17 protein-coding genes are annotated in these 14,882 nt (G+C 62.0%); 6 read left to right on the forward strand and 11 right to left on the reverse strand.

What is annotated here, in order from left to right; genetic code table 11:
- From V5N13_RS07570 to ahaH, 6 genes are read right to left on the reverse strand one after another with little or no spacing between them, the layout of a single operon-like run.
- Positions 1-324 (reverse strand): V-type ATP synthase subunit F, encoded by a 324-nt coding sequence (locus V5N13_RS07570; protein WP_332897298.1) that lies wholly within the window; start codon positions 322-324, stop codon positions 1-3.
- Positions 321-1,382: a V-type ATP synthase subunit C gene (locus tag V5N13_RS07575; RefSeq protein WP_336360266.1), complete on the reverse strand. Its 1,062-nt coding sequence runs from the start codon at positions 1,380-1,382 to the stop codon at positions 321-323. Before V5N13_RS07575 ends, V5N13_RS07570 begins: the two co-directional genes overlap by 4 nt.
- A complete protein-coding gene (locus V5N13_RS07580) occupies positions 1,379-1,957 on the reverse strand; it encodes a V-type ATP synthase subunit E (RefSeq protein WP_332897300.1) in 579 nt (192 codons plus the stop codon). The genes V5N13_RS07575 and V5N13_RS07580 overlap by 4 nt, the downstream gene beginning before the upstream one ends.
- 20 nt (positions 1,958-1,977) lie before the next feature.
- Positions 1,978-2,241 carry a F0F1 ATP synthase subunit C gene (locus V5N13_RS07585; protein WP_276246214.1) on the reverse strand — a complete coding sequence of 88 codons (264 nt, stop codon included), beginning with the start codon at positions 2,239-2,241 and terminating at the stop codon, positions 1,978-1,980.
- Positions 2,242-2,252: 11 nt separating this feature from the next.
- On the reverse strand, positions 2,253-4,394 hold the full coding sequence (locus tag V5N13_RS07590; protein ID WP_336360267.1) for a V-type ATP synthase subunit I: 2,142 nt from the start codon (positions 4,392-4,394) through the stop codon (positions 2,253-2,255).
- A complete protein-coding gene (ahaH, locus tag V5N13_RS07595; RefSeq protein WP_332897302.1) occupies positions 4,381-4,713 on the reverse strand; it encodes an ATP synthase archaeal subunit H in 333 nt (110 codons plus the stop codon). The genes V5N13_RS07590 and ahaH overlap by 14 nt, the downstream gene beginning before the upstream one ends.
- A 151-nt stretch (positions 4,714-4,864) precedes the next feature.
- Here ahaH and V5N13_RS07600 point away from each other — a divergent pair, with 151 nt between their 5' ends.
- On the forward strand, positions 4,865-5,488 hold the full coding sequence (locus V5N13_RS07600; protein WP_336360268.1) for a methyltransferase domain-containing protein: 624 nt from the start codon (positions 4,865-4,867) through the stop codon (positions 5,486-5,488).
- A gap of 3 nt (positions 5,489-5,491) precedes the next feature.
- Here the strand turns inward: V5N13_RS07600 and V5N13_RS07605 are convergent, their stop codons facing one another.
- Positions 5,492-5,947 (reverse strand): type IV pilin, encoded by a 456-nt coding sequence (locus V5N13_RS07605; protein ID WP_336360269.1) that lies wholly within the window; start codon positions 5,945-5,947, stop codon positions 5,492-5,494.
- A gap of 31 nt (positions 5,948-5,978) precedes the next feature.
- The gene (locus tag V5N13_RS07610; RefSeq protein WP_336360270.1) at positions 5,979-7,172 is read right to left on the reverse strand and encodes a DUF7096 domain-containing protein; all 1,194 of its coding nucleotides are present in this window, start codon (positions 7,170-7,172) and stop codon (positions 5,979-5,981) included.
- Between the two features lie 155 nt (positions 7,173-7,327).
- On the opposite strand from V5N13_RS07610, the gene V5N13_RS07615 reads away from it, so the two are divergent.
- The 3 genes from V5N13_RS07615 to V5N13_RS07625 all read left to right on the forward strand — a co-directional run bounded on the left by V5N13_RS07615 (position 7,328) and on the right by V5N13_RS07625 (position 10,227).
- A complete protein-coding gene (locus tag V5N13_RS07615) occupies positions 7,328-8,413 on the forward strand; it encodes a helix-turn-helix transcriptional regulator (RefSeq protein WP_336360271.1) in 1,086 nt (361 codons plus the stop codon).
- 66 nt (positions 8,414-8,479) lie between these two features.
- Complete coding sequence (locus V5N13_RS07620) at positions 8,480-9,274, forward strand: electron transfer flavoprotein subunit beta/FixA family protein (RefSeq protein WP_332897307.1); 795 nt, start codon at positions 8,480-8,482, stop codon at positions 9,272-9,274.
- On the forward strand, positions 9,271-10,227 hold the full coding sequence (locus tag V5N13_RS07625) for an electron transfer flavoprotein subunit alpha/FixB family protein (protein ID WP_336360272.1): 957 nt from the start codon (positions 9,271-9,273) through the stop codon (positions 10,225-10,227). The genes V5N13_RS07620 and V5N13_RS07625 overlap by 4 nt, the downstream gene beginning before the upstream one ends.
- Positions 10,228-10,287: 60 nt before the next feature.
- Here the strand turns inward: V5N13_RS07625 and V5N13_RS07630 are convergent, their stop codons facing one another.
- Positions 10,288-11,793, reverse strand: a complete 1,506-nt coding sequence (locus V5N13_RS07630; RefSeq protein WP_336360273.1) for an amidase — start codon at positions 11,791-11,793, stop codon at positions 10,288-10,290.
- A gap of 154 nt (positions 11,794-11,947) precedes the next feature.
- On the opposite strand from V5N13_RS07630, the gene V5N13_RS07635 reads away from it, so the two are divergent.
- Positions 11,948-12,790: a polyprenyl synthetase family protein gene (locus V5N13_RS07635; RefSeq protein ID WP_336360274.1), complete on the forward strand. Its 843-nt coding sequence runs from the start codon at positions 11,948-11,950 to the stop codon at positions 12,788-12,790.
- Positions 12,787-13,299 (forward strand): GrpB family protein, encoded by a 513-nt coding sequence (locus V5N13_RS07640; RefSeq protein WP_336360275.1) that lies wholly within the window; start codon positions 12,787-12,789, stop codon positions 13,297-13,299. The genes V5N13_RS07635 and V5N13_RS07640 overlap by 4 nt, the downstream gene beginning before the upstream one ends.
- A gap of 145 nt (positions 13,300-13,444) precedes the next feature.
- Here the strand turns inward: V5N13_RS07640 and V5N13_RS07645 are convergent, their stop codons facing one another.
- Both V5N13_RS07645 and V5N13_RS07650 read right to left on the reverse strand, forming a co-directional pair.
- Entirely contained in the window at positions 13,445-13,732 is a 288-nt protein-coding gene (locus V5N13_RS07645; RefSeq protein ID WP_336360276.1) for a hypothetical protein, read from the reverse strand.
- Between the two features lie 44 nt (positions 13,733-13,776).
- Entirely contained in the window at positions 13,777-14,862 is a 1,086-nt protein-coding gene (locus tag V5N13_RS07650) for a DUF373 family protein (protein WP_332897313.1), read from the reverse strand.
- Between the last annotated feature and the right edge of the window lie 20 nt (positions 14,863-14,882).

A 14,882-nucleotide genomic window follows, 5' to 3' on the forward strand; every position in this document is an offset into this window, starting at 1 on the left:
TTAGTCTTGCTCCATCAGGTCGATACCGATAGCCCGCTTGATCTTATCGCGGAGGCCGCCACTGCCGGCGCCACCTCCGAGGGTCACGAGCGTCGGTTCAACGCTTGTTTCGACGTCGTTGCGAACGTTGCGCGAGAGGTGCTCAAGGTCTGGGTCGTGCATCACGATGATGCCGACGTCCTCGTCTGCGAGGATGCGCTCGACGGCGTCGTCGAGGTTCGCCTCTTTGTCCTCTTCTGCGACGTTCTCGAACTTGCGGACACCCGCAAGCCGAAAGCCCGTCGTGAACTCGGGGCTTCCAATGACGGCAATTTCCTGGCTCATTGTATCACCAGTTCGTCTTCAATTTCGTCTGCTTCGAGTCCTGCCTCAAGGCCGCGCGAGATGGCGCGGATGTTCTCGACCTCGCGCTCTTTGGCGAGGATGTACGCGAGCACCGGACACACCGACAGCGGGAAGGCGTGGCTCAGGTGGTCTGAGTATTCGAGAAGTGCGCCGTCGAGCGCGTGCTCGAACGCGATGAGGCTGTCTGCGGTTTCGAGGTCGTCGAGCGCCGCAGAAAGGTCGTCGCCGTACGGACTATCGCGGATGCGCGCGACCAGTTCGTCGGTGTTACTGACGAGTTGGCGCAGTTCCGACCCAGAGAACAACCGGCCGCCCTCGATGAAGTATTCAGAGGGGTCTACGTCCGCACCACTTCGGGCGAGCCGAAGCGCGTTGCGGACGTTGCGGAAGTCGATCTCTGCGCGGAGGAACTCGACGTAGAGTCCCGTTGCGCGGTCTGGTTCTGGTGGCAGCGCGTTCACCAACGTCCCGTAGAACGCACGGTCGATGGCGTTTTCGAGGGGGACAAGCACGCCTTTCTCTTCGTACTCAGCGTACGCGGCAGCGAGTGGCTTGCCGAAAATCGTCCCCGAAAGCAGTTCAACGACGTCCTCGATTTCGCCTGCGTCGGTGAGACGCGAGAGGAACTCCTCGCTGAACTCTCCTGCACGGACAAGGTCAGCCTCAACGTCTTCGCGGCCTGCGTCCGAGTAGATGCCGCGGATGATCGTCTTGACGTTCCAGGCGTCGAACTTGCGGAGGTAACGTGCGATGTAGTCGTAGAGTTTGCCGTCCGCCCAGCGAAGCAGGTCGTTGAAGTGCTTCGCTAAGTTGCGGTTGAGCGCGAATTCGATGAGGTCGACCCCGCTGAATCGGGAGCCGAGCGCGTTCATCTCGTCTTCGTACTCGGTTTCCTCCATAAAGCGCGCAATCTCTCCCGGTCCCATCCGGACGAGTTTGCGGTAGTCCTCTTCGCTGAACAGCGATGCCCGGCGCGACCGAACACGTGCAGTGACGTACTCGTAGTTTGAACTGGTGTCGGTCACCCGTGCCTTCATTGGTCGAATAACCGTTCGCTTGTTTCTTTCAGGTTGTTCTCCCAGACGCGGTCGAGCACCGAGTCAAACGTGTTGTTGACCCGAATGCGCGACGCCTCGCTTTCGAGGACGACGCCACCGAGGCAGTCGTACTCGCCTTCGTAGGTGTAGCCGTAGTCGTCTGCGAGGGTTTCGAGCAGGGCAGCGTCGTCGGCACGGCCGTAGACCGTGACGGTGTCGCTGTCGTCGAACTCGGTGCTCGCGTCTTCGAGCAGCTCGCGGGTGAGCTCCTCACGCGTGTCGCCTTCGAGGTCGGCAACGGCGTCCTCGACATCCGTGCGAACCTGCGCAAGGACGTTGCGGCGTGCTTCGAGGCGCTTTTGTTTGGCCTCAAGCTTCGCACTCGACAGCTTCTGCTCTCGCATCTGCTTGATTTCGCGCTCTACTTCCCGTTCTTGTTCGTCGAGAATCTCCGCGGCATCGGATTCGGCCTCAGAGACAAGCTCTTCGGCACGCTCCTCGCCCTCTGCGCGTATGTTTTCCGCACGCGCGCGGGCTTCTTCCCGGATATCCTCAACAACTGTCTCGAGACTCATGGGTGAAAGAGAAGGGGTGTTTAGACCACGAACACGACAACGAGTGCGAGAATCACGAGCGTCTCAGGGAGAACCGTGAGAATCAGCCCGCGACCGAACATCTCGTCGTCTTCTGCGATGGCGCCGACTGCAGCCGCGCCAATACCGCGCTCTGCGTAGCCTGCACCGAATGCGGCGAGACCGACAGCGAGGGCAGCAGCCGCGGTTGGGGGGATGGCTGCGACAGCCTCAGTGCTTCCTTCTTGCAGTACGACGCTCATCAGTGTCATGATAGTTTCGAACATTTGTGGTTTACTTAGTCCTCAGTGGTGTACGTTCTCTCGTAGCCGAACGGTTGGTACTTCTCCCCACCGCCTTCATAAAACTTCCCAAAGAACTCGACATACTCCAGACGCACGGCCTGTAGACCGGCGCTGGTGATGCCAAGCACGAGCACGAGCAGGTGCCCGATGACGAGGATGAGAAGTCCGGCGATGGCGCCGAGTAATAGCTCAGTTGGCGAGGAACCGTTGAGCATCCCGGCGAACATTACTTCTTCTGCAGGGATCTCCGACAGCGCGTGTTCGCTGAAGAAGATGAGGTGGAATTCGCCCTCGTGGACGTACGCGCCGAACACGAGCAGGTTCACCACGAATGCCATGCCCGCCTTTGCGAGCAGCACTGCGGCGATACGCGTGTACGACAGGACGTTCACGACGACGTTCAGGCTTTCGAGGAGGCCAATGGCACCCTCACCAGCCAGCAGCATCACGAGGCCGATGCCTGCGATGCCGAGCATTGCGAGGCCGACGGTCTCAGAGAAACCGCCAAAGCCGAGCGCGAACGGTTCGCCGTTGAACACGGTGAACATGAACGGTGGTTTCGAATCGGCGGCGTGGTGGCTGAAAATCCAGCCCCAGACGCCAGCCATCAGGACAATCCACGACCCCTTCTCTAAGACGGCGTGTTTGACGCCGTGTGAGAGGTAGTCGATGAAGCCGAAAATGTACCCGATGGTCATGTGGGCAAGTCCGAGCAGCAGGCTCAGGACGAGCCACGTCGAGGCGTACTCAGCGTAGTGTGGCTGGAGCCCCTTGTGGATTGGCGGGTGTCCGGCCCAGACGATCTCGCCGAGTTGGTGTAACCCGAAGATTTCGCCGTACAGGATACCGAACAGCGCCGTGAAGCCACCGGCCCACATCGCGATGCCGCCGAGGCTTTTGACGACCTCGTTTTCGAAGCGGCTGTAAATGAGGTAGCCAAGGCCCATGTAGATCAGCCCGTAGCCAAGGTCCCCAATCATGAAGCCGAAGAAGGCCGGGAAGGTCAGGAACAGGATGACCGTTGGGTCGAGTTCCGTGTACTTCGGCCGGTTGATGACACCCGTGAGCGCTTCGAACGGCTTCACCGTGCCAGCAGGGTTGTCCTGAATGACAGGCGGGTTGCCGTGGCTCATGGTCGTGCCACCGTCGGTGGCCGCCGCACCAGCGCCGGACGTTGCCGGTTCCGAGGCGTGTGCGTGGCCGTCTTCGTCGTAGTCTGCGCGTTCGAGTTCGTCGATTTCGACGTGATCGTCGACGGCGTTCTTGAGCGCGCTTGCGAACGACGAGTAGTGCTCGGTTGGCACCCAGCCTTCCGCGACGAACGCGTTTTCGGTGGTCGCGAACGTCAGGGGTGCCTCGCGTTTTTGCACGTCAATCGAGAGGCGCTCTTCTGCGGCGAGCAGGAAGCCTGCCGCTTCGAGCTTCAGACTCTCAATGTCGCTCTCGACACCGTTCAGCTTCGAGCGAAGCTGTTGGGCACGGTGACGGAGTTCTTCGACGTACTCCTCTGGACTGCCTTCTGCGTCAGGGACGTCGAGCGGCGTGAACGCGTTGCCAACGAGAATGTCGTCGAGCGACGCCTCGTCTTCGAGGCGCGCGACGACGGCGATTGCTTTCTCGTTCGAGTACAGCTCGAACGCGGTAATCTCGTCTGACTCGACGAGGGCGCGTTCGACGGCGTCGCGCTTGCCTTCACCGACGACAACGGACACCGAGTCGTAGCCTGAGAGCAGGTCCAAGTCGATGCCGAGGGCGGCGAAGGGCGCCATCGTGCTGATTCGGTCTTCGACCGCGCGTAACTCATCGCGGAGTTCGTCGCGTCGGTCGTCGAGCGTGTTCACTTCGGTTCGAATCTCTTCGAGTTCGTCCTCGAGGGCATCGTCGGTGACGATGCGAGTCGGACCGGCATCCGCCTCGTCTACGTCTAAGATGCTCTGAATCGACCGAACAGTGACGAGCTTTTCCGACGCGTCGTCTGCCCCCGAAACCGGGTCGCCGGGAGCAAAGCCGTCCCATGCACCATCGTACTCAGAGAGGTGCACCATGTTCAGGTCGTGGACTGTCTCGATGACCTCGCCCATTACGGACTTTGAGCCGGTCACCGAGACACGGCTCATCTGTTTAGGTCTGAGCATGAACCGCCTCCTCGAAGGATTCGACGACGAAGGAAACGACGTCGTCTACCCGCGACTGCGCGCGTTCTTCGAGGGCCTCACGTTCCGCTTCACCTGCTGCGAGAATCTCCTTGCGTTCGGCTTCGAGTTCCGATTCCGCCGTTGCAAGTCGTTGCTCTTCAAGCTCGCGGGCCTCCTCGTGGGCCTCTTCGCGAATTGCTTCTGCACGCTCGCGTGCCTCTGCAATACGCTCTTTGCGCGCGGTCTCGGCCTGTTCGACAATTTCATCGGCCTCCCGCTCGGCCTCTTTGATTCGGTCGAGAACCTCTGGCCTAGCCATTCTTATATCAGCCGAACGTTGCACAAGCGCCTATATGGTAGTTGCGAATACGATTCGCGTACGCACGGGGGCGTGGGAAACGTCCCCACACGCGTGTCGTGTCAGTAGACAATCCGCAGAGTTATGCCCCACCCTTCCCTAGCCTCGCGCAATGGGAGTCCTCGAGCACAAGGCCCGTGCCCGCCTGTTTTACAAGTATCTCTCGAAGGTGTACGACCAGGTGAACCCGTACATCTGGAACGAGGACATGCGCGCCGAGGCCCTCGAACTGATTGACATCCAAGACGGCGACCGCGTGCTCGACGTTGGCTGTGGCACCGGCTTCGCCACCGAAGGTCTCCTCCAGTACACGGACGACGTCCACGGCTTAGACCAGAGCATCCACCAACTCGAAAAGGCGTGGGCGAAACTCGGCAAACACGAGACCGTCAAGTTCTATCGCGGCGACGCAGAACGGCTGCCGTTCCGCGACGGCCAGTTCGACAAGGTGTGGTCGTCCGGCTCTATCGAATACTGGCCAGAGCCGGTCAAAGCCCTCCGCGAAATTCGCCGCGTCGTCAAGCCCGGTAACAAGGTGCTCATCGTCGGCCCGAACCACCCACAGAACTTCGTCATGGGCAAGCTCGCAGACGCGATGATGCTCTTTTACGACGAGGCAGAGGCAGACCGCATGTTCAGCGAAGCCGGCTTCGTCGACATCGAGCACACGCTAATGGGGCCACAGTACAGCCCCGAAATCGCCATCGTCACCGTCGCGCGCGCACCCGAGAAGTAGCCCTTAGACCACCACCTCCGCAACCGCAACCGTCGCGTTTTCGCTTGTCACTCGCACCGTCACCACATCACCCGGAGCGATGGCTGGGCGATTCGTCGCCGCGAGAGTGAGCGTCGCCTGCTCCCCCGCAGACCACGCAGTGTTCGAAGCGACGTTGAACGGGCCGGTCGGCCCGCTCTCGAAGCCCGGAGCCGCGAAAAACGGAACCGGTGGCTGGTGTGTGAGTGGCGTGCCGTTGACCAGAATCTGAATCGAAAGCGCCCGCACCGACAGCGTATCGCCACCGCGATGGACGAGCGTGAACTCACCAGCGGTGTTCACCTGCACGTCGAGCACCGCCTGGGGCGTCGGGTCGGGTGGGACGTGAAGCAAACTCGCCCCGACGAACCCGGCGCTCACGACCGTGAGCAAGCAGAGCAACACAACACCGAGGACGGGTGAGGTTCCACGACGAGACACACCGTCGCTGGGTGCGTATTCGGTGATAAACCTACGCGAGTTGGAGTTGGACAGAGTTCCCGCCTACGGAGGCGACGAGCGTGCCACCACTACGCGGTTGGATGAGCCACGTCGTCCCGTCTTCGCCGGTCGTTCCGATCTGCTGGCCATCGATGGTGAGGGTGGCGTCGACCGGATCGCCCGTGCTCGCATCGACGAGCGTGACGTTCATTGGCCCGCTTGGATGGGTCGTTTCGACGGTGAGCGTGAGCCCGTCATCGCCGCTGATCATCGGCGCGTTCGTCGGAATCTCATCGAGGTCTTTCGTCTGTGTTTCGTAGAACACGTCGCCCGTGCCGCCGTCGAGATAGCTCCGGAGCGTGCCGTGGATGTGGGGCAGTTCGATGGGGTAGACGCCAACGAAGCCGAATTCGAGTGAGCCGTAGTTCCGGCCACGGCTGTGGTTGACCGCCCACGGGTGCAGTTCTTCTGCGCGCTCTTCGACGCGGTCTAAATTACCGCTGTACTGGTCTGAGGCGTCGGGGTCTCTCGCGGTCGGAATCGAAACCTCGCGGACGTACTCGTCGCCCGCAATCGTCGCGAAGACGACGCCCGTATCGGAGGTCTCTACGTACACCGTCCGCGGCGTGGCGCGTCCCTCGACGACGAGCGAGGAGTGCTCGCGGACGGGGCCACGCAGTTCGAGCAGTGAAACCTGTAATCCACGAAGGCCCTTCTCAATACGCGTGTCTTGGATATCGTTCGCGGCGGCTTCGAGCGAATCGAGACGGTCTTCGAGCGAATCCGCAACGAGCGCGATGGCGGCGAGTTCGCGCACGAGTTCGTCGGTCGTGAGCGTGCCGCTGTTGTACGCAGCGAGCGCGTCATGCTTTCGCTGTTCGAGTGCCGACACGGCTGCGGTGAGCTGGTCGAGTTCGCTCTGGAGAATCGAGCGTTGTTCTGCAGTCCCGCTCGCGACGGCGAGGCGTTCTTCGAGCGACAGCGCACCCCATCGCGCGTGGAGGCCCTCGTTTTGCGCGTCGAGCGCCGCGCCCACGTCGAGCGAGGCGGTGCCGTAGCCGGTGCGTTCGAGGTCTTCTGCGGCAATCGTGAGATAGGCAGTGGTGTTGTTGGCGGGAACGATTGGCGCAATTTGAGTGTTATGCTGCCCGCCGGCGGGCACGGCAACGGCGCTGGCTGAGACGACAACGACCAGCGCGAGAGTGAACGCGAGAGTGCGACGCATCTGTATCTATCTATCCGCTGGCAGTACAAAAAGTCAGTTGAAGCTTCGTCACGGCGAGAGCGAGCGTCTGAGCAGGGCCGAGACCGTTTAAAGCGGCCTGAGACGTTTTATATTGGATAGAAAGCGTTTTGCCCCCGTGCTGAGCAGAAATGGGTATGCGGTCACGCGTCGCCGCGATCTGTGCCCTCCTGGTCATGCTCAGTGTTGCGGTGTCCGGAGCGGTTGCCACTAGTTCTGGGCTGGGAGCCACCGCCCTCCAAGCGGAACCGGCGAACGAAGGCGTGACGATGACGATTGACCTCCAGCCAAACGGCGACGCACGCTGGGAGGTCTCGACTGAGTTCAGTCTCGACTCAGAAAACGAGACGAAAGCGTTCGAGACGCTTGCCGCCGAGTTCGAAGACGGGAACTCAGACGTTGGTTTCTCGGTCGATATCTTCAAGCGAGCGAGTAAGGCAGCGAGCGAGCACACTGGCCGTGAGATGGCCATCGAGGGCGTCGCTCGCAGCCACAGCGTCGAAAATCAGACGGGGCGGCTGACGCTCATTTTCACGTGGACGAACTTCGCAACCGTCAGCGACGATAACTACCGCGTGGGCGATGCGTTCAACACGTCGAGCGGGACGTGGCTCCCCGAGCTTCGAGCCGACCAACAGCTCGTGATGTTGCCACCAGAGGCCTTTGCGGTGAGCAGTGCGCCGATTGGCTTTCGAAACGAGACGCTGCGCTGGGAAGGGCCGGTCACGTTCACCGCAGAGGACCTCGAAGTGACCTACCGCCCCGCAGACGTAGACACCCAAACGCCAGGGCCGGAGCGGAACGATTTCGCGCTCGTTGGTCTCGGCGTCCTCGCGCTCGCGGTGCTCGCGCTTGCCGTGTACATGTGGTACGTCCGGCGAGAAGACGACCCACCAGCGCCCACGGCGAGCGCGAACGGCGGTGATAGCGACCTAGAGACGGTGGAGACAACCCCGGACGATGAGCCAGCCACCGAGCCTGTAGAGCCGGACGAAGACGTAGACCTCGACTTGCTGAGCGACGAAGAGCGCGTCGAACGGCTCTTGCGAGCAGAAGGCGGGCGCATGAAGCAGGCGACCATCGTCAAGGAAACCGGGTGGTCGAACGCGAAGGTCTCCCAACTGCTCTCTGCGATGGATGAGGACGGCCAAATCGAAAAGCTGCGGATTGGCCGGGAGAACCTCATCAGCCTGCCCGAACAGGATACAGACGCAGAAGATTAAATTCCACGTCATGTGCATGCCGTTTTGAAAACGTTTAACCAGCGCAGGAAGCCATTTAGAGTGAGCATGAAAGTCCTTGTCACCGTAAAGGAGGTGGCAGAAGTCGAAGACGAGTTCGAAATTGACGGACTCAAAATCGACGAGCGCTACCTTGACTACGACTTGAACGAGTGGGACGACTACGCGGTCGAAGAGGGTGTCCAAATCGCGGAGGAAAACGACGATGTCGAAGTCGTTACCGTCACGATTGGCCCAGAACGCGCAGAGGAGACCATCCGAATGGCCCTCGCCAAAGGCGCAGACCGCGCCATCCGTGTCTGGGACGACTCCCTCGAAGCGGCTGACTTCATTGACGTCGCCACCAAGACCGACATCCTCGCCGCCGTGGTCGAGGAAGAACAACCAGACCTCATCCTGTCCGGTGTGCAGGCTGGCGACGACGCCTTCGGCGCGACCGGCGTCTCGCTCGCAGACGCCATCGGGTTCGAGTGGGCGGCCGTCGTGAACGCCCTCGACCTCGACGTCGAAAGCGGCGTGGCCCACCTCCGCCGCGAACTCGAAGGCGGCATCGAGGAACTCGCAGACGTCGAGATTCCAGCCGTCCTCACCATCCAGACGGGTATCAACGAACCGCGCTACGCCTCGCTCCGTGGCATCCGCCAGGCCCAGAGCAAGGAGATTGCGCCAAAAAGTCTCGGTGACCTCGGCCTCGACGCCTCGGTCACGGAGAGCGAGATTACCCTCACCTCCATGTACGAACCAGAGTCCGAGAGCGACGCCACCATCTGGGAAGGCAGCGCAGACGAGACCGCTGGGAAACTTGCTGAGTTCCTCCGCGACAAAGGAGTTGGTCAGGCATGAGCGGTGACGTACTCGCCATCACCGAACACCGCCGCGGCGACCTCCGCGATGTGAGCTACGAACTCATCGCGGCTGGCCGCCAGCTCGCAGACGCCCTCGGCGGCGACCTCCACCTCGCCGTCATCTCGGGTGAGGTCTCCGACTTCGCAGACCAGCTCAACCGCGACGGCGTGGACGCCATCCACACCGTAGACGAAGGCGAAGAGTTCAACCACGACGTGTACACGCAGGTCATCACGCAGCTCTACGACGAGCTCCAGCCCGGTGCGGTCGTGATGCCGAACTCCGTAAACGGCCTCGACTACGCCCCGGCCGTCGCAAACCGCTTAGACCTGCCGCTGGTCACCGACGCCATCGATTTCTCGGCGGACGGAACCCTTTCGGTCACCCGCGAACAGTACGGCTCGAAGGTCGAGACGACCGTGGAAGTCGACGCAGACCACGTCGCACTCACCATCCGGCCCGGCGAGTGGCCAGCCGCAGAAGGCACGGGCGAGGCAGAGATCGCCGCCTTCGACGCGACCATCGACGAGTCCGCCGTCAAATCGACCGTCACTGGCTTCGAAGAAGTCGGCGGCGGCGACGTCGACATCACGGAAGCGGACATCCTCGTCTCCGTTGGCCGTGGTATCAAAGAAGAGGAGAACATCGAACTCGTCCAAGCGCTCGCAGACGCCCTCGGTGCGACGCTCTCCTCCTCGCGCCCGATTGTGGACAACGGCTGGCTGCCAAAGAACCGGCAGGTCGGCCAGTCCGGCAAAGTCGTCACGCCCGACGTCTACATCGCCATCGGCATCTCCGGGGCAGTCCAGCACGTTGCTGGGATGAAAGGGTCTGACACCATCATCGCCATCAACACCGACCCGAACGCACCAATCTTCGACATCGCCGACTACGGTATCGTCGACGACCTGTTCGACGTGGTGCCGGCGCTGACCGAGCAGTTCGAGTAAGCGCCCTCGATTTTCCGTTTTTTCTCGTCGCAAAAAGAGCGAACAGCGCCAGGTGTGCTCTCAGTCGTCGAGCGGCGGCGCGGTTGCCGGTGGTTCTCTCGTGTCTGCGACCTGCTCAAACGCGTAGGCGAGCGAGAGGAGCGTTGCTTCGTCGTACGGTTTGCCGATGAGTTCCACGCCTGCCGGGTGGCCGTCGGGTGACAGTCCAGCGGGGACGGACACCGCACAGAGGCCAGACTGAGAGGCGAGGACGGTGTTCGTCGGGAAAGTCAGTGTGTCGAGTTCGCCAGCTTCGATGGCGTCGGCCGTCGGTGGGATGACCTGTGCGTCCGGGCACAGCAGCACGTCGAGGTCGTTTTCGGCGTAGACGTTCAGCACGTCGCGCTGGAACTTGAGTTGGGCGGCGACGCTTTTCCAGTAGCCCGGTTCGGCTTCCGGGTCGTCGGGGCCGTCTTCTGCGATACCGATGAACAGGTCAAGGATGTCGTGGTACTGGCCGGAGTCGTAGAGTTCGGCGACCGAATCGACGGGCGCGTCGTCGCGGGCGGCGAAGAAGGCGTTGAGGTCGCGCTTCGACTGGAGGATGTAGAGCGACGTGGCGTCTAAGTGCTCGTCTAAGTTCGGAATTGCCACCGAGTCCACGATGGTCGCGCCCGCCTCGCGCATCGTTTCGATTGCTGCATCGACGAGCGCGGTGACCGGGCCGCTGTCCGGGTCGTCCGCCGCGCCGAACGCATCGCGCAGGACGCCGATTCGAGCGCCAGACAGTGCATCCGTGTCCAGTTGGTCGGTGTACGAGCCAGCGTCGTCAGTGAGTTCGGTGACGGCGGTGTACTCGTCGGTTTCGTCGTAGCCAACGGCGACGTCTAAGACGACGGCGAGTTCTTTTGCGCCTCGCGCCATCGGGCCGGGCGTGTCCTGTGAGACGACGAGCGGCGACATTCCATTGCGACTCAGCAGGCCCGGCGTCACGCGGATGCCAAACAGGTTGTTGTAGGCGGATGGAAGGCGAATCGACCCGCCCGTGTCCTCGCCGATACCGACCGCGCCGAGGTTGGCGGCGACCGCCGCGCCGGTGCCACTGGAGGAACCGCCGGGGTCGCGGGCTACGTCGTAGGGGTTCTTCGTCCGGCCGTTGACCGAGGAGTAGCCGAACCACGAGGTTGCCCAATCAGGAAGATTGGTTTTGGCGAGGATGACGGCTCCGGCATCCTCCAGTTTCGTGATGAGCGTGGCATTGGTTGCGGGCTGGTAGTCTGCGAACGCCTCCGAGCCGAACGTCGTCGTGATGTCTGCTGTCTCGACTTGGTCTTTGACGACGAACGGGATGCCGTGGAGTGGCCCAACGAGTCCATCCTCCGCGAACGCCGCGTCGAGTTCGTCGGCGCGTTCGGTGGCGTGCGGGTTGACGGTGATAATCGAGTTGAGTGCGGGGCCCTTGGCGTCGTAGGCGTCGATTCGAGCGAGGTAGCGCTCTACGAGTTCCCGGCAGGTGAGGGCGTCTGCATTGTAGGCGGCGTGGATGTCGTCAATCGTTGTTTCAACGACATCGAAATCGGAGGACATAGTGTTTCAAGGTGAACGTTTCTGAGCGAGGAGCATAGTCGTTCGTTCACCGGAGAGAAACGGTGTGTTCGAGACGAATGTTCGGCACAGCCGTTCGTCCAGGCTGTCCGAAGAACCGTCACGTACTTTTTTCGTCCACCCTCAGTTCCCAGTAATGGAGTATCTGGAGCGCCGACGCGAGATGGTCGAGTCACGGTTGGAGGAGGTGCTCGACGATATCGAGCCACCGGCGCTCGCCGCGCAGATGCAACACGTCACGCTCTCTGGAGGCAAGCGCGTCCGCCCGATGGTGACGGTGCTGTCGTGTGAGGCCGTTGGCGGCCGGGCAGAGGACGCCGTAGACTTCGGTGTCGGCATCGAACTCGTCCACAACGCCTCGCTCGTGGTCGACGACATCATCGACGATTCCGACATCCGCCGGGGGGTCACGAGCGCGTGGGCTGAGTTCGGCTACGGCCCGTCGATTATCGCCTCCGACGGCTTGCTCGGCGAGGCGTTTTCGCTGTTTTCGAGCAATGGCCGCGCCATGGAAGCCGTCTCCGAGTCGATGGTCGAACTCGGTGAGGGCGAGGCGACGGAACTCGTCGCCAAACCCGAGAACGAAGCCGAGTACATGGTACTCGCGCGTCGGAAAACCGGGTCGCTGTTCCGGGCCGCCGCCGAGTTGGGCGCAATCGCCGCGAAAGCCGACGAGGAAACGGTCACCGCGTTTGGCGAGTACGCAGAGAAGGTGGGGATTGCCTTCCAAATCCGCGACGACGTGCTCGACGCGGTGGCAGACGCAGAGGAACTCGGCAAGCCAACGGGCATCGACGCCGAGATGGACCGCCCCTCACTCGTCCAGATTACGGAACTCACCCCCGAGGAAGCGAACGAACGGGCGCGCGCCCACTCTGACGCCGCCCTCGACGCACTCGACCGCGTGAACGCCGCTGATTCGCAAGCCCTCGACTATCTGCGGGACTTAGCCGAGTTCGTCGTCGTCCGCGAGCGATGACCCTCGGTTTACGACGGGGAACGGTCGAATTGCACCCCCACGACCCGGCGTGGCTGGAGGCGTTTTCGATAGCCGCCCGCGAGCTACGCTCGCTCATTGGCGATGAAATCGAACGCATCGAACACGTCGGGAGCACGGCGATTCCCGGCTTGCCCGCGAAACCCATTCTCGACGTGGTCGTGGTCGTCACCGAGTTGGAACGAGCCAAGAAGTTAGTGCCCAAAATCCAGAGCCTCGGCTACGAGTTCAAGCCCGACGACCCACTCGATGGCCGCCTGTTTTTCGTCCGCGGTCCTGAGGAGAGTCGCACCCACCACCTCGCCGTGGTCGAAGCCGGGAGCGAGTCGCTCGGCGAATACGTGAACTTTCGAGCTGCATTACTCGCAGACCCTGAATTGGTCAAGGAGTATGCGGAATTGAAACGAGACCTCGCAGAACAATACACAGACGACCGAGAGACGTACACAGAGAGGAAGGCCGAGTTCATCCAGTCGGTACTCGAATCGTAAGTAACCTCGAAGGACTGTGAGCGAACGACGTGAGCGAGCAGGAGCGAGTGCGACTACCACGATGCGGAGCATCGTGACTGGAGCACGCAGCGTTTTGGTCGAGCTTTTACCCGGGAGGCGAAGCCGACCGGCAGTAAAAGGTCGTCTAGTACTCTTCGCGCTCGATTTCCGCCAGATGGGCCTCGATTTCTGGGTACTCTGAGGTGTCGATGTAGCCACAGATGCCGCCGCCGTAGAACGAATCGGGGATTTCCGGGCCGGAGAGCAACATTCGTGGGTCGCCATCGACGTGGTTCACCTTGTCAAGCGGGATGACGCGGGCGAGGCGTGGCTCTTTTCGCAGGCACACCACCACGCTCTCTTGGACGAGAACGCAGTCGAACTCCTGTGGCTCGTACTCATCGACTTCGTAGACAGTGGGTCTCATGCTCATGGGAGAGTGTTAGGCGGCCAACCAGTAAATAGTCTCTTAGGGTTTCAGGCTTCGACGGGGCGAGTGAGGTGAGTTTCTGCCACCGCAAACGCGAGCGTAGAGGCGAGCGCGAGGAGTGTGCCGCCGGTGAGCGCCGCCGCGAGAAACGAGAGTGAGACGAGCCCGAGGAAGTAGGCGCTCACGGCGTGGAGGACGATGGCGATGGCGAGGACGTAAAACGGCGCGTTCAGATAGCGCCACTTGAACGTCGAATCGAGGTACTCGTCGGTCACGCGCCCGAGACTCGTCGTGATGCCCGCGGCGGCGAACCACCGGACTGCGCCGTAAAGAAGCGCCGCGATGACGTAGAGGGCGTTTGGCTGGCCACCGGGCGTCGCCGTCTCGATGCGATTCAACATCTCCATGCCGCTCACGCCGCCGATGAGGAGGAGGGTGCCCGCGACGACGTAGGCGATGAGCGTGACCCGCCCGGCGTAGAGGCCGCGACGCAAGCGGTCTGCCCAGCGGTCGATGGCCTCCTCCAAACCGAGGCCGCGAAAGAGGACGTACAGGCCGAGCAGGCCGGAGGTGACGCCGAACACCGACCCCGGCAGGTTGAGCGAGTCGGCGAGGATGGCGAGCGGATAGATGAGCAGGAGAATCCCGAGCGGGACGAGAATCGTCCCTCGGGTTTCGGGGTCGTTCAGCACCTGCTTGATGGTGTAGTACATCGACTCTAAGTCCTGGGCTTGACGGACGATGACCCGGCGGACGCCGTCGATGCGCACCCGCGAGCGGATGACGGGAATCACCGACTCGTCCTGTGCGCCGTCGGTGACGACGAGCGCGCGGATGTCCTCGCCCGTCGAGAGGCTTGCGAGGACGGTATCGACTTCCTCACCGACTTTCCGGTTTGCGGCGATGTCGCTGCCTTCGAGGCCGGTGACGGCGGCGACTTCGACGGTCTCGTCTTCGATGTTGTCGAGGATGTGAATGCCTTCGAACAGGACGTTCACGTCCGAGTCCTCGGGGTCTGCCGTGGCGAGTGCAACCGCGGCGGCTTCGACGGCGTCTCTGCCGATAACCGGGGTCTGGAGCCCCGTCTTTCGGCCGAGGTCGTCGTCCAAGTCGATGCACAAGACGAGCAGCATTATCGAAGGCTAGGAGAGAC

The sequence above is a fragment of the Haladaptatus sp. ZSTT2 genome (genome assembly GCF_037081775.1).
Classification (GTDB): Archaea; Halobacteriota; Halobacteria; order Halobacteriales; family Halococcaceae; genus QDMS2.